The 14,942-nt window shown below is 59.7% G+C and carries 12 protein-coding genes and 1 pseudogene; 4 read left to right on the top strand and 9 right to left on the bottom strand.

Annotated elements, in window-relative coordinates:
* Positions 1 to 2: 2 nt before the first annotated feature.
* Positions 3 to 3,272, bottom strand: a complete 3,270-nt coding sequence (locus Q0263_RS11505) for a DEAD/DEAH box helicase family protein (RefSeq protein WP_298016088.1) — start codon at positions 3,270 to 3,272, stop codon at positions 3 to 5.
* 189 nt (positions 3,273 to 3,461) lie between these two features.
* On the opposite strand from Q0263_RS11505, the gene mobF reads away from it, so the two are divergent.
* Positions 3,462 to 6,362, top strand: a complete 2,901-nt coding sequence (gene mobF, locus Q0263_RS11500; RefSeq protein WP_298016087.1) for a MobF family relaxase — start codon at positions 3,462 to 3,464, stop codon at positions 6,360 to 6,362.
* 641 nt (positions 6,363 to 7,003) lie between these two features.
* On the opposite strand, the pseudogene ssb reads toward mobF, so the two are convergent.
* The 8 genes and pseudogenes from ssb to Q0263_RS11460 all read right to left on the bottom strand — a co-directional run bounded on the left by ssb (position 7,004) and on the right by Q0263_RS11460 (position 13,490).
* A pseudogene (ssb, locus tag Q0263_RS11495) lies at positions 7,004 to 7,465 on the bottom strand (single-stranded DNA-binding protein).
* A gap of 73 nt (positions 7,466 to 7,538) precedes the next feature.
* Positions 7,539 to 8,345 carry a DUF3560 domain-containing protein gene (locus tag Q0263_RS11490; protein ID WP_298016085.1) on the bottom strand — a complete coding sequence of 269 codons (807 nt, stop codon included), beginning with the start codon at positions 8,343 to 8,345 and terminating at the stop codon, positions 7,539 to 7,541.
* A 662-nt stretch (positions 8,346 to 9,007) separates the two neighbouring features.
* Positions 9,008 to 9,538 carry a JAB domain-containing protein gene (locus Q0263_RS11485; RefSeq protein ID WP_066459643.1) on the bottom strand — a complete coding sequence of 177 codons (531 nt, stop codon included), beginning with the start codon at positions 9,536 to 9,538 and terminating at the stop codon, positions 9,008 to 9,010.
* Positions 9,539 to 9,971: 433 nt separating this feature from the next.
* Complete coding sequence (locus Q0263_RS11480) at positions 9,972 to 10,187, bottom strand: diacylglycerol kinase (RefSeq protein WP_084386800.1); 216 nt, start codon at positions 10,185 to 10,187, stop codon at positions 9,972 to 9,974.
* Positions 10,184 to 11,134 carry an LssY C-terminal domain-containing protein gene (locus Q0263_RS11475; protein ID WP_350383066.1) on the bottom strand — a complete coding sequence of 317 codons (951 nt, stop codon included), beginning with the start codon at positions 11,132 to 11,134 and terminating at the stop codon, positions 10,184 to 10,186. The genes Q0263_RS11480 and Q0263_RS11475 overlap by 4 nt, the downstream gene beginning before the upstream one ends.
* Entirely contained in the window at positions 11,124 to 11,348 is a 225-nt protein-coding gene (locus Q0263_RS11470) for a hypothetical protein (RefSeq protein ID WP_066459637.1), read from the bottom strand. Before Q0263_RS11470 ends, Q0263_RS11475 begins: the two co-directional genes overlap by 11 nt.
* Before the next feature lie 54 nt (positions 11,349 to 11,402).
* Positions 11,403 to 12,800 (bottom strand): Cu(+)/Ag(+) sensor histidine kinase, encoded by a 1,398-nt coding sequence (locus Q0263_RS11465; protein WP_066459636.1) that lies wholly within the window; start codon positions 12,798 to 12,800, stop codon positions 11,403 to 11,405.
* Positions 12,801 to 12,803: 3 nt separating this feature from the next.
* Complete coding sequence (locus tag Q0263_RS11460) at positions 12,804 to 13,490, bottom strand: heavy metal response regulator transcription factor (protein ID WP_066459634.1); 687 nt, start codon at positions 13,488 to 13,490, stop codon at positions 12,804 to 12,806.
* A 213-nt stretch (positions 13,491 to 13,703) separates the two neighbouring features.
* On the opposite strand from Q0263_RS11460, the gene Q0263_RS11455 reads away from it, so the two are divergent.
* Genes Q0263_RS11455 through Q0263_RS11445 form a run of 3 tightly spaced genes read left to right on the top strand, consistent with a single transcriptional unit; the run spans position 13,704 to position 14,931 of the window.
* Positions 13,704 to 14,141, top strand: a complete 438-nt coding sequence (locus Q0263_RS11455) for a cupin domain-containing protein (protein ID WP_066459632.1) — start codon at positions 13,704 to 13,706, stop codon at positions 14,139 to 14,141.
* 17 nt (positions 14,142 to 14,158) lie between these two features.
* Positions 14,159 to 14,518, top strand: a complete 360-nt coding sequence (locus Q0263_RS11450) for a hypothetical protein (protein ID WP_298016075.1) — start codon at positions 14,159 to 14,161, stop codon at positions 14,516 to 14,518.
* Positions 14,519 to 14,523: 5 nt separating this feature from the next.
* Positions 14,524 to 14,931 carry a hypothetical protein gene (locus Q0263_RS11445; RefSeq protein ID WP_066459625.1) on the top strand — a complete coding sequence of 136 codons (408 nt, stop codon included), beginning with the start codon at positions 14,524 to 14,526 and terminating at the stop codon, positions 14,929 to 14,931.
* Positions 14,932 to 14,942 lie beyond the last annotated feature (11 nt).

Raw genomic sequence — 14,942 nt, 5'->3', positions numbered from 1 at the left:
TGCTACGCGCTGCAAATAACCCCAAGGTCACATCCAATAGTTTCTTTTAGGAACGTGGCGGCAGCGGCAATAACCATGTTCTGGTCAGCCGTCCGGTTTTCCAATGAGAGCCCCGGCTGAACCACGAGTATCTCCGCATCGACCCGTTTGAACCGATAGGCCTTCACAATATTGTTCAACTCCACCGAACTGCCGGCGAGAAACCGGCTGGTTCTAACTGCAGTATTCGCCAATTTCAGATTTCTGCTGTTGATATGTTGGCCAAGGTCCCTGAACCGCCATTTCCATTTTGCAGAGCGCACAGCCTGTGAGCAGACCTCCACCACATCCTTCACGCGTTCTCCAGGCGTCGAACCTCCCGAAAATTTGCAGTGGATCAACACAAGTCGAATACGATCTGGCTCCTCCTTGAGGCAAACTAAATCTGCCGCTTCACCCGCACCATCGTCGTCGAACACCACGTCGAAGCCACCGTGGACGAAATGTTGCGCAGCTTTCCATTGAATCGAGTTTCTGCACACCTGTCCGTTTCGCCAGAGCGACTCCACCGTCATATCCACCCCCTGCCAATCCCATACTTCGAACTGCTTTTCATTAAGTGCCAGTTCTCGTGGATCCTGGGGCTTGATCAGGAGATTTCCATCCAACTCAGAAAGATCCACAAAGCGAATCAAAGGCGGATAAAAGCTGAAATACTCCGACGCACGGTAGTCGTGATTCCCGATCTTGATCGACAGCACATCCCCCTCTGTCTGGCGAACCTGAAAACCGTGTTCGCCTCCAATCGTCAATGCAAAGGCGGCGAACTCAGGATAGTCGTCCGTGCCAAGTACAAACTGCACGACGTTCCCTTCCCTCTCACGAAGCTTGAGGTCGAGCAGGTATAGCGGCCATTCCTCATTTCCGACTGTGAATACAACCCGTTCCTCCGATATACCCAACAGTTCTGCCGGCCACTCTACAGCGAGTACTGTTGCATCTGGCAGTCTGTCGACCTCTTCCGGAATCAGGACGTTAGCAATAATATTGGCAACGTTAATCGTATCGTCCACGAGCTTCGAACCAACTGCCTTGCACCAACGGACAAGCGAAGGAATAGAACCTTGTTCTCTCGACCATACGCGTCCTTTGTATGAGCACCCAATCGCGATCTTGCTTCCCCCCTCCCAGCCTGTTCCGCTGACATTGTTCTTGACGGAACCAGCTCGCTCGGAAACCCCAAGCGCCTCCGCTACATCCGCACCTGTGTACATGGCAAAGCTCAGATTTCGCCTTCCATGTTTCTTCACACCCAAGCTATGGAACATCAGCCGGTTTATTCGGCCGAGTGACCGGAATACTTGTTCTCCGCTGATCAGGGCAACCTCGTCGGACACTGCCTGAGCCAATTCCTGGAACATGGATCCGTGATCTGTTGACGACAGGAATAAAAGCCCTGCATCCTCATCGTGATGCAGCACGAAGAGAGCCCATTCCCGATCACGAACTTCTTTCGACTGCATCCAGCGCAAGCGCGGCTCCTTCCTTGTCACGAAGTACAAGGTCTTGGTCTGCTCATGCAGCCAAACTGCATGAACATGACGATCCTTTCCGAGGCCATTATGAAACCTAGCGGGAGCGAATTTCGCTACGCGATAGGCCACCGTACTAAAGATCGGGCGGAGCAACTGGTGCGAGATAGAAACTTCATCGTCTGCTGACTTATCCAGTCTTTGCGATGACTGAAGGAATTCGATCAGTTCCGCATGTTCTTGTGCTGCTTCTGAGCTAAGTTCGCTCAGCAATTTATTCCAGTCGGCGTCTTCGCTATACAGGCGTTCTAGCGCACCAGAAACCCTGGAATCGGCAATATTTGCGACAACGGTAGCATCACCGATATTCTTGCCTGCGACACGGGTAAACCGGCCGGTAAACTGCAGAAGGATGGCCAGGCTGCGATGCATATCGTGAACAGCCGCCACCTTCAGGCTAGGAAGATCGAACCCCTCCCCAAGCATATTGACGCAGACCGCGATCTTCGATCGGCCCGCTTTCAACTCCTCTATCTTGGTATCAGCGCCATGGCTCTCTGAGTGAATGAGGAGGGGCTCCAGGTCTGGAGCGAGCTTTCGATAGATCTGTTCCACGACCTCAGCCCGCCCGATATTCTCGCACCGAGCCATGAGCAGATGGTCATATCCAGCCGCCAAGTCCTCCCGAAGCTGCTGAATGGCCACCTTGGCAATCACCTGATCTGCCCACGCAGCGCCGCGAACTTCGTAGACGGGTTCGAACCGGATTGGCTTGAAGTACCCATCTCGCTGGGCATGGCCAAGCGGGTAGTTAAAAATGACCTTCCCATCGACGAGTTTCCCATCTCGCCTGAATGGCGTCGCCGTGAACTGGAGGATAGGAACGTTCTTAAATGCCTCCCTGACACGCGACCAATTGGTCGCCGGCACATGGTGAGCTTCGTCTAGGATGAGTGCCCCACACTTCTGCGCCAACGCATCAAGGATTGCACTTTCCGTGCCCACACCGATGGCGCTCGCAGTGACCACCACGACATTGCATGCGTCGACCAGTTCAAGATCCTCAATCGTTTGCGGACGTCTGTTGATGATCCCAACAATAGGATTTTGTACTACTTCTGGTAGTACCTTCAGTTTTCTGAGCAACCCGAAGGTCAGGAATTTATGCACAGTCTGAGTACGAAGAGAATCCCACGGAACCACCACCAACAGCGGCGCCTTGCCAAAGGCTGCGAGAGTCGCCAGCATGGTCTCTGTCTTTCCAGTTCCGGTCGGCATTACGACCGTTGCTGGCTGGTGTTCCAGGCTCCAGTGCGCCCCAATCGCATGCAATGCGCCCAGTTGCGGTGGCCTTAAACCTTCCTGCCCCGGCTGTACGGTTCCATCTTGCTGTTTAATTTCGGACCGAAAGGAAAGTCGTCCGATCCAAGAGCCAGTAATTTCTCTGGCAACACGGGACCAACCGTCCCGCATAACCATCGCATCAAATTCCTCGAGCAACCGATGACTCTTCCACTGATAGCCACCTTCTGGACGTTCCCTCAAGACACCATCCACGTTAACTGGGCGAGCAATGCTAGGTCGCGAAGTCACAAGCACTCGCTCACCGCTCGCTAAATGTAAAACCGGCAACGTGGTTCTCGATGTAATCCGTTCTTCACTTCGCTCTAGGACTTGGACTTGGGCAGCCGGTCGCAAGACATGCCGTATCCGCCCTTTCGAGAACGGTATATTTACCACCAAAGGCGGCAATTGAATCATAGTCGGGCTCCCTACCTGCACTCGCCATACCTAATGTAACTTATGTCCACTTGGGCCATCAGCAGCCATCCACAATTCCTGTGGAAAACCCTGTGTAATCCCCCTGCCCTTTTCCCCAACAGCCAGCATCGGCACGCCTTTCGCGCCTGCTGGCTGATCTTTTACCACCCCCACTTCCCGGAGCACCCCATGATCTCGCACAGCCAGATCTATCGGGCCCGTGCGGCCCTTGCGACCCACTACTATGCCGAGCAGGCCGACGACTATTACAGCCGAGACGGCAGCGCCGCGACCTGGCAAGGCGATGGTGCCCGACGCTTGGGCGCGGTCGGGGCCATCGATCCCGCCCGCTTCAAGGCCATGCTGCAGGGTGATTTCGGCCATGGCATCACGGCCAGTCAATCCGTGCGCAAGGACGCCAAGGCCCGCGCGGCGCTGGACCTGACCTTCGGTGCGCCCAAAAGCATCACGCTGCAGGCCCTGATCGGGGGCGACGAGCGCCTGATCCAAGCCAATGATGATGCCGTGGCTACGGCGCTGGCCTATGTCGAGCAACACCTGACCATGGGCCGCAGGAAAGAGAACGGCAAGTCGCGGGTGGAGCATACGGGCAATCTCATCATCGCCAAGTTTCGCCACGAAACGGCCCGGCCCACGGAGGACGCTGCACCGGACCCGCATCTGCACGTCCACGCGCTGCTCATGAACCTGACGCAGCGGGCTGACGGCCAATGGGTGGCGCTGTCCAACGAACAGATCTTCCAGTTGCTGCGGGTGACGGACTCCATCTACCAGGCGACGCTGGAGCGCAATGTCCGGGCACTGGGCTATGCCGTGCGCCACGAAAAGAACCACATCGAGCTTGCCCACATCAGCCGGGAAGAGATCGAATTTTTCAGCAAGCGCAGCGCGGGCATCACAGCAGAGCTGGCTGCACGCGGGACCAGCCGCGATCAGGCCCCGCACGCCCTGCGCCAGGGCATCACCCTCGCCCACCGGCAGCAGAAGACCCAGGCCTACAGCCGAGTCGAGCTGCAGCAACAATGGCAGGCAGCCGCCCAAGCCATCGGTATGCGGTTTGACCAGGCAGGCCTGCAGGCGACCATCCCGCCACGGCAGGAAACCAGCAGAACTTCCGATCTGGTGGCCCAGGCATCGCTGGACTGGGCGATCCAGCACCTGGCAGAGCGCGAATCCGTCATGCCGCTGGCTGATCTGCTGCAAAGTGCCGTGCGCCACGCGGGCGGTCATACGGATGTCACCGCCATCCAGTCGGCCATCCAGTCACGGGTACAGGCAGGGGCGCTGATCCAGGAAGCCCCACACTATCGCAGCACACAGGACATAAAGGCAGCGCCCATGACCCGCGACGGCTGGGCGGCTGAGGTCGTGCACCTGCGCGGGGTCTCGCAGGGTGCAGCCCTGCAGCTGGTTGATCAGGCCATCACCCAAGGGCGGCTCCTGATAGAAAGCCCGCGCTACGCCACCCGCAAGGCCTATGAGGCCGAATCCCGCATCTTGGCTGCCGAGGCCAGCGGCCGCCGTGCCTGGCAGGCCCCCATCGCCAGCACCGTGACCGAGGCCGGTCTGGATGAGCGCCTGACCCCAGGCCAGCGCGAAGCCGTGATGCTGATTGCCAGCGACACCGACCAGATTGCCGGCATCCAGGGCCTGGCGGGCACTGGCAAATCCTTTGCCCTGCAAAACGCCCAGGCCATCCTGCAGCAGCAGGGCCACAGCCTGGTGGCGCTCGCCCCCTATGGCGGCATGGTTCGCAATCTGCGCAAGGATGGCGTGCCCGCCAATACCGTGGCCTCGGTCCTGACTGCCCGCGACAAGCGCCCCTTCACCAGCCAACTGAGCCCGCAGACCGTGGTGGTGATCGACGAGGCCGGGGTCGTGCCCGTGCGCCAGATGGATAAGCTCCTGGCGCTCATCCAGCCCACCGGCGCGAAGGTGGTGCTGCTGGGCGATACGGCCCAGACCAAGGCCATCGAGGCGGGCCGCGCCTTTGCCATGCTGCAAGAACACGCCATGAAGACCGTGCTCATGGGCGACATCCAGCGCCAGCGATCCGAGCGGCTGCGGCAAGCCGTACAACTGGCCGCCCAGGGCCAGGCCAGCCGCTCCTTACCCTTACTGGATCGAGTACTGACTATCCCGGATCAGTTCAGCGTTGATGAACACGGCAACAAGACCCGCGACAGCTCGGCCCGATACGAAGCCATCGCCCAGGCTTATGTGGGGCTGCCTGCCGATCAACAGGCCAGCACCATCGTCGTGACTGGCACCAACGCCTCGCGCCAAGCGATCAATGCCCACATCCACGCCCTGCGTGGGCTGGAGGGCAAGGGCCAACGCTGCCAGCTGCTTGCCCGCCACGACACCACACGGGCCGAGCGTAGCGTCGCCCGGTATTACACCGTGGGCGACATCGTCGTGCCGGAACGTGATTACCAGTGCGGCCTGAAGCGTGGCGAACTGTACCGGGTGACCGGCATGCCCCGCCATGATTGCATCACGGTGGAGGCGGCGAATCCAGGCGCATCAAACCTTGAGCCCATCGAAATCATCCCCCGCACCATAGGCAAGCTCTCGGTCTATCACCTGAACGAATCCGAACTGTCCGTGGGCGACCAGGTGCGCATCACGCGCAATGATGCACAATATGACATGGTCAACGGTCAACTGGCTCGGGTCGTCGGCATCGAGGCCACCACCGTCACTATTGAGACAAGCGGTCGCCACATCACCCTGCCCACCGATCAACCGCTGCACCTGGACTACGCCTACACCACCACGGCGCACAGCGCCCAGGGTCTGACCTGCGACCGGGTGCTGTACAACGCGGAAAGTTTCAGCCGCACCACGGCCCAGGATACGTACTACGTCAGCATCTCGCGCGAGCGGCATGAGGTCGTGGTGTTCACGGATGATGCCGACAAACTGCCCGAGCGGGTGGATCGGCTGGGGGTCAAGGGGCTGGCGCATGACCTGGCACCGGCGCAAGTCGAAAGCCCTACCCTGCACCCACAGGAGCCTGATGCTGCCCTCGAAAAGGAGTCAGAACCTTCAATGGAGATCAGTTGACGCCCTTCTGCACTCAAACCGTATGCTGGAAGACCTCAGGATGGCCCCTAATCGCCTCCGAAGTATCCTTATCCCGTCCTGAAGCTGTAGCCGCTCTGGCTCCGTCGCGTATCTGGTTTGTATTCGTGGTGTATCCGGCATGCCTCCAAAATGAAACTTCTTGCCCTGATCAGAATGTCTACACGTCATTCGGCCACAGCCGTGGCCGCCGCTCTCCCCGCCGGATCAATGGTTCGCACCATTCCAGTGCCCTATCTGTCCTACATCACCAAAACCGGCCTGCTTCCAGCAAGCCATTGATCCACAAAGCCTTTCCTCACCCCACCAGGGGTGCGTCATGTGTGGGACGTTTAAGGCCACAAATGAGCGTAGCGAATTTGGGGACTGAACGGCCCAGCCTGACCGGAAACCGGGCAGGCAGCGTCACAGTACAGGGCCCCAGGCGAAGCCTGGGAACGGGGCCAGGGATCAGCACCAGGCAGGCCACAGGATGCACAGGACGGATCCAGAATGGCCATCACCAGGCACACAGCAGCAGCCCGCAAACACCACAGACCAGAACGCAACAAGGCCCGGACAAAGCCGGGCCAGGGTGTCATGCAGAACCCGACCAGGATCACCCAGCCGGGACCTTGCGATTTTCAAAATGGAATATCCGACTCCTCCAGCGCGGCGGATCCAGCCGCAGAAGCCGAAACTTGGGCCTGCCCACGACGTCCCTTCGCTCGGCTTCCCGCTGCCTTCACCTCTCCTGCCTGGCCGTCATCCCGGCCACCCAGCATCTGCATCTGGTCGGCGATGATCTCGGTGCTGTAGCGGTCGGTGCCGCTGTCCTTGTCCTGCCATTTGCGGGTTTTCAGTCGCCCTTCCACAAACACGGTGCGGCCCTTTTTCAGATATTCGCCGGCGATCTCGGCCAGACGGCCGTAGAAGACGACGCGGTGCCATTCGGTTTCTTCGCGGCGCTCGCCGCTGGCCTTGTCGCGTCAGGTGCTGGTCGTGGCAATCGACACGTTGCAGACGGCGGCGCCATCCGGGGTGTAGCGGATCTCCGGGTCCTTGCCCTGGTTGCCGATGAGGGTCGCGCGGTTCAGTGATGCCATGGTGATGCTCCAATGATGAAAGTCTAGGGGGTGATGCCCCAGGCCTGGATCCGGCCCAGGGCAGATAAGTCGCTCAGGCCTGATTCAATGCGTCCAGATGGCGGATCACGTCCTTGGCGGCCCATTGAGCATTGCCGGTCAACTGGCGCACCCAGGCGCTGCGCGTCGGGCTCCAGCGAAAGCCGCAGCGTTTGAGCACGTCGCGGATATCCTTGGCCGGTTTGCCGTCAAACAGGAACATGGCGCGGTTTTCCTGCGGATCCTCGCGGTAGGTGTAGCCGTCCCCTGCCTGCTCGGTCTCGGTGCGCTCGGCCGCACGTTGCAATTCCTTGATGCGGGCTGCGATGCGGTGGATGTTGGCGTTGTTGTTCTGCAGCTGGAACGGGGCAAAGCCGATGCGGTTCATATAGTCCGGGGTCACCAGCTCGCGGGCGCGTTCCGCGTAGGTCAGGCCGGAATCTACCAGGGCCGCCACCTGCGCATCAGCTCCGGCCTTGGCATGGCGGCGCAAAATGGCGTTGATGGCCTTCATGGTTTCCTGAATCGTCTGCAGGCTGGCGAGCTTCGCCTGCAGTTTCTCGATGGCGGCCGGGTCGTCGCTGGAAATCCCGCCCTTGCCCACAGCTGCGGCCTTGTTGGCGTAGTGCTCGGCCTTCTTCTGCAGCTCGATGGACTTTTCAAAGCCTCGGCTGATCCGTTCCCGATAGCGGCGGTCGCGTCCTTCGGAATAGTGCCCCACCAGGATGGGCTGGCCCATGGGGATGGCGTCGGCCATGCGGCTGGCCTGTGACGCGACCGCATCGGATTGTGCATGCGCCTGCCCTGCGCGGGCTTCATATCGGGCCTTGCGGGCTGCCTGCTTGGCTTCATAGGTGTTCATGGTCTGATTCTCCAAAACAAGGGTTGAACTGCTTTTCAGCTGACCGGATCCGAAGATTCTTGAGCCGGAACGACAATCTGCCGTGTGGGGTCTACGCTGGTTTTCCGGTCTTGCCGCCGTCTTCCGTGAGTTCCGTCGCCGTGCCGATCTGGACCACGCAGCGCAGAGCGGAAAGGGGCAGGCACGCAAGCCGCAGCCCGAAGCCACCGGCGCAGGGACCGGGTGAGTACCTGGCAAAGCGCACCCCTTGCAGAGAGAAGCGGAAGTGGTACACGTCGGCGTTTCAGGCGGCGGGAGTCACGGAAGACGGGATCACGGCCCGATCCCCAAGCGATGACCCCACACGGCAGCCGCGCGGCAAGCGCCCCCAGCCCCGCACCCTCGGGGCTCTGACTGGGCCATGGCCCGCATTCCCGCAGAGACCCTTGCCATCGGCACCAGATGACAACACCGACCGGGGCACCCTGACCCGGTCGGTGTTGTCGTTGTGGCACTGCACTACTTCCTGGCCCCTGGCGGGCGACCCCAGACGCACGGCAGGGGCCGGCTGAATGCCCCCATCCTCATGATCAACCGATCATGCCATCTGCCGCCTTGGCCGATGATCAGGCTCAATCAGCCAGGCGACCAGGACAGGACGGATCCCCGCCCTGCCCCATGCCTTACATCTGCCCGCGCGAGGCCAGCGACGTGGTCTCAGTGGCGCTCACGATGATGTGATCCAGAAACCGCACATCGATCAAGGCCAGCGCCTGCTTCAGCTGCCGCGTCAGGGCCAGATCCGCCGGGCTGGGTTCAGCCAGACCCGAGGGGTGGTTATGGGCCATCATGAGCGCGGCCGAATTGAGCCGAAGCGCCGTCTTCACGATCTCGCGCGGGTAGATGCTGGCGTGGTTCAGCGTCCCATTGCCCTGTTCAATGTATCGGATGGGCTTCAGCTGTGTGTCCAGATACAGGAACGCGGCGCATTCATGGCCCAACCCAGCCAGCTTCGATTGAAAGAACTGCGCCACCCGGTCCGGATTTCCCATCATGTCGGTCGCGGGAATCAAGCTTTCGGCCGCGATCCGGCCAGCGGCCAGGATCTGATCATCCGTGGCGGGCTTGTAGCGGCCGTTGGGGCTGCGCACATACAGGGGGTGTGCGTCATTCATGTTGTCATAGCTCAGCGCGGCAATGCTGTTCGTCTTCATGGGTGCTTTCTCCTTTCTGGGTTAACCGGCTACCGGGGCCGAAGATTCCGAGCCTTTCGTAGGTTTTGCGGTGTCCGCAGACCTACGTCTGGCCCGGAGTGCCACCGTTGCCGTGAGTTCGTCGCCTTGCCGCGCTGGATCACGCAGGGACGACCGGAAAGGGGCGGGCACGCAAGCCGCAGCCCGAAGGAGAACGAAGAGAGACGAAGGGACCGGGTGAGTACCCGGCGAAGCACACCCCTTGCAGGAAGGAGCACAGTGATACAGTCGGCGTTTTAGGCGGCGAGATCAGGGCAATGGCTGCCCGCGCCGTGAAGATGGACAGCGGATACCGGCCGCGCGGCGAGCGCCGCTACTGGACGGAGGACGGTCTGACTTTAGAGCACCTCGAGTTATCAATAAATCTGGGTCTCATGGCGGTGTCGGTCAGTGCCTAGATGGCCGAGTTCGCCAACTCCGCAGCGAGTACCAACGCGACGCATAGCACGATAAGTGCCCACCAAAACGCGGCTGGCCGAACAATGGAAAACACGCCAAAGACGACCGCGACGAGAACCACCTGCGCGCGAAAATTTTGTTCTTCAGCCCACGCGAAACCGATGCCGGAGAGCGCATTGCGGACTTTTTTCGGGAACGACTGGTTTTTCATTGCCTCGACCCGTGAGCGCCGCAGATATCTGCGGCATCGGTGCGGCCACCCGGATCGAGCAGCCATAGCTGTCCCCGTGTGAAGAAACGGTCGCCCATCAGGTACGAGCCCGTCATCGGGGCGGTCAACGCGCGTTGGCAGATCGTGAGCGGTCGTCCGGACTGTTTGAGCGATTCGACGAATCGCTCGGCTGCCGCATCCACATCGGGCGAGACCGTGTGCAGAATGCCCCAGCGGATACCATCATATGTCCGCGCCACCCCCACAAAGATCTGGTTCGGACCGACACGAAAAGGGGTTTGCCATAGTCGGACGGTGGCGACCGCCTTATCCTGCGAATTCTGAATCGGCCGTTCGAAAGCCAGATCGTTGACACGGTTGTTCCAGAACGCCGGCGCGAGCGGTGCCGTGGTGTAGTCCAGACCCTGTCGGGCAAGGCGCAGCAGGTTTTTCGGATCCGGACTGTCGGCAGGGAACCAGCCTGCTCGGCTCAGAAGAGCGGACAATGCCTCCGCGCTTGGTGTGACGACGGCAAACGATAGCGGTTGTTCAGACGCGCCGAGCAGAGACGATGTGCTCGCAAGTTTTTGAGCACGCAGCATTTCGTCCAATGGACGATTGACCTGGATGACTGTTTTCGCCGCGGGAGGCGGGGCTGGCAGCGTGCGAGTGTGGACATAGGTAACGAACCCGGCGGCCGCGATGGCGACTAGGCCGAACGCCGCCGTTTTTCGGCGGCGTTCGGTTGGTGTATTCCAAGCAATTTGCCCGCCTGCACTCAGCCATTCCGTCAGGCTGATGCCCACAATAAGCCAAAGTGCACCAACCAGGTAACCTGCCCAGACGTCACTCAGATAGTGCACGCCGAGCATGATGCGGCTCAAGCCGACCAGGAGGACAAGCGCAGCGGCCGCCTTCTGAAAATGACAGTGAAGGTCAAGTACCAGGCATTGATCTTGTCGCCGGTGTTTGTTGGGGTGGAGTCGCCTCGACGGTCAGCAACGCGAAGTAAGCTTCGGCCACGGCGTCGGTCATCGCATATTCAGGCGGTGCACACGCTTCAATGGCGGCCAGCAGATGCTCGGCGACGATCCAGTTATCTTGACGGACAGCCTGCCGATACACCTTCAGCAGACTCCGCTCCAGAGAAGTTGTTTTCATTGCGACTCCTGCAACAAGAATTAATTACGATCGATCTCAGTCTTCGAGACGGCCTCAAGTGGGCAATATCATCTCGAATGTGATCAGATTCTCCGACGATGAGGCACTCACTGAACCGCCATGCGCCTCAACGATGGACTTGACGATGGCCAGGCCAAGACCGGCGCCGTCCTCACCGCGCTGCCTGGAGCTATCGGGCCGATAGAATCGGTCAAAAAGATGAGGCAGGTGTTCGGGCGATATTGCGGATGCCGGGTTCTGCACGCGCAGCACCCCGGTGTCATCGGTCGCGCTTATCGAGACCCTGACGGCGGCGCCCTTCGGCGTGTGGCGAATCGCGTTGGACAGCAGATTGCTCAAGGCGCGGCGGATCATCAGGCGGTCGCCTTGCACGCACACATCCGGGCCGGCCAGGATGAGCGCCACAGCGCGCTCCTCGGCCCAGGCCTCGAAGTAGTCAAACAAGCCGCGCACTTCGTCAGCGAGGTCAACGGCAACCATTTCCGGTTTGAGCAATTTATTATCGGCCTGCGCCAGAAACAGCATGTCGCTCACCATTTTGGCCATGCGCTCATATTCTTCCAGATTGGAGTACAGGACTTCACGATACTGCTCGACGCTACGCACCTGGGATAGCGCAACTTCTGTTTGAGTCATCAAGTTGGTGATGGGGGTGCGCATTTCATGGGCAATATCTGCCGAAAAGTTGGAAAGCCTGCGAAAGACGCTTTCGATGCGGTCAAGCATGTCATTGAACGATATCGCAAGCTCCGTCAGTTCCGCCGGCACAGCCTCCGGTGCGAGCCGAATATACAATTGATCGGATTTGATGCGCCGCATTTCCCGACTGATTCGTCGTATGGGCGCGTGGCCCTGATACACCGCGAACCAGATGGCCAAAATGGCAATCAAAGCGGCAGCAAGCGTTATCAACCTCAGATAATCGCGAAAGCTCCGGAAATAGCGTAGGTGAAAATCGATGCCTGTCGCAACGGTAACGGTCCAGGGTGTATTGGCTGAAGCCGCGTGCGGCACAAGCCGTACGACCGCCCCTCGATACGTCCGACCATCATCTTGCCAGATTCTTACCGACCCGATATCCACCTTGTTTCCCGACGGTGGCAAGCGGGAAAACCTGTCAAGGGCCGAACCAGGCGTTGCGTAGATCACGGCACCGCTCGCATCCGATATTCTGTACTCGGCATCATGATGTCCCGACACGGCAGCGGCCAGCCGGCGCCGAAGCGCTGCTGGCGCTTCGTCTATGGGAGAGGCCGACAACGATTGCTGCAGGGCCTGAACGACCGCGTTGAGCTCGTCGACATCCTGTTGGGCAAAATGATCGCTGATGGAGCGCTCAACCACCCATCCGAACGTCAGCAGGACCACCGTAATGACGGCCCCAATGGACAAAGTCAGGCGCAGTGCCAGAGAGGCGGGGCGGTGCGTCACGGTTCAGCCGACCTTGCCACCGATGTCGAGCATATAGCCCATGCCCCGCACGGTATGAATGAGCTTGGGCTCAAATGCCTCATCGATCTTGGCACGCAAACGGCGAATGGCCACATCGATCACATTGGTGTCGCTGTCAAAATTCATATCCCAGACCTGCGAGGCAATGAGGGAGCGCGGCAAGACCTCGCCCTGGCGCCGCACCAGAAGCTCCAGAAGCGCGAACTCCTTGTTTGTCAGAGTGATGCGCACGTCCTTGCGCCGGGCTTGCCTGCGCGGGATGTCCAGCACGAGGTCCGCGACCTGCAACTGGTCATTGAACACCGGCGCGGCCCCCCGACGCAGCAAGGTACGCACCCGGGCGAGCAGTTCCGAAAATGCAAAGGGTTTGATCAGATAGTCGTCGGCCCCAAGTTCCAGTCCTTTGACACGATCCTCTACGCTATCGCGTGCAGTCAAAAAAAGCACCGGGGTACACAACTTCGCCTCGCGCAAGGCTTGCAAGATGTGCCAACCATCAACGTCCGGGAGCATGACGTCAAGAATGATCAAGTCATAGAGTTCCGTCAGGGCGAGATGGCGCCCATCCAGACCCGTGCGGGCCAGATCGACCACAAAACCGGATTCCACCAGGCCTTGACGCACGTAGTCGCCGGTTTTTATCTCATCTTCAACAATGAGCAGTTTCATATCGGTGATCGCTCCTGCAACGCGCTTCTGTGCCACACCCGACTTGCGGCCAACACCCTGACCCGACATCGTCCGGGCCCATATAACACTCTACTGACCTGCGACTGACAGCAGGATGACAGACGGATTACAAAATTGTAATGTGCCTTTTCAATAAAAAACGCCTATCCTCAAGCTCGGAGCACGTGAAGCCAGGAGCAAGAGGTAAGGAAAATGAGGATACGAATTTTAAGCTTGGCAATCTCAGCAGCCGCTTTTCTAGCCAGTGCAAGCCCTGCAGTCCTGGCGGCCGAGCCTGCTCAGCAGGGCCAGGCCATCACACAAGCGTTCCAGCAGCCCATCGCAAACGCTCCGGGCAAATCACTGACCGGAGTCATAGTGGACTACGCACCGGGGGTAAAATCTCCACCACACCGCCACGGCGCTGCATTCATTCTCGCCTACGTCCTGTCCGGTGCCATTCGCAGCAAGGTCAACGACGGCCAGGAGATGGTCTTTCACGCGGGCGAGAGCTGGACCGAAAAGCCGGGTGATCACCACGTTGTCAGTGAAAACGCGAGCGACACCGAACCTGCAAAGCTGTTGGCCATCTTCGTTGCCGACAGCAATGACCATGACTTCGTCATCTGGGATACGCCCAAGGGTCAATAAGGAATGTTGGAATCCGCATGATATCTTTTCGCGTAATAGCATTGTTTGCCGCTCTGGTCTCGGGATCGGCACTGCTGGCGGCCCCCAGCCTGGGCGCTGAAGGGGCTGTCTCGGCCGCTTCGCTGAAGGATGGTGTGACACTCAAGGTTAAAAATCCGGACGAACTCGTCTTTAGCGCTGCGCCTGGCCCCCAAGTGGACCATCTGCACGTCTACGTGGACGGTGAACTGGTGGGACAAACACGCCAGCTCAAGGGCAGTTTCACGCTCGACGGTATGGACCTGTCACCAGGAAAGCACGCCATCTGCATCCAGGTGGCCAACCGGGCTCACGTCGCTACCGGCGCCGAGGATTGCGTCAGCATTCAGGTCGGATAAGTGCTTTGAACTGGCAAAACCTTGTCTACGCGCTGACCCAGGTTGGCCACAACTTTGGCGCAGTGGTCGTGGTGGCTGCGCCGCTCTATCGCCTGATCACCGGCCAGCCTGCACGTGAGCGCGGCGTACTGTGGCTGACCTTGTCGGGGTGGGCAGTACAAATCGCCAGCGGCACCTTGTTTGGGCTGGTGAGTCTCTACTTCTACCGCCAGCTGCCCGACATTCACGGCATTGCCATCGTGGCGCTGACCGTCAAGATCGTGTGCGCCATCACCGCGTTTGTGCTTATTGCCGTATCGCTGCGCGCGCGTGACCTGTACACGGGCCGACGCGCCACGATGGTCTGGCAAACCCTGGCCGTGCTGGCTATCGTCGCACTGACTGCGGCCGCCTTCCTGCGGTGGTATTCGTAAAGCATTGCCCC

The organism is uncultured Castellaniella sp., assembly GCF_937988725.1.
GTDB lineage: Bacteria > Pseudomonadota > Gammaproteobacteria > Burkholderiales > Burkholderiaceae_B > Castellaniella.
This window is presented reverse-complemented; position numbering and strand designations above follow the sequence as displayed.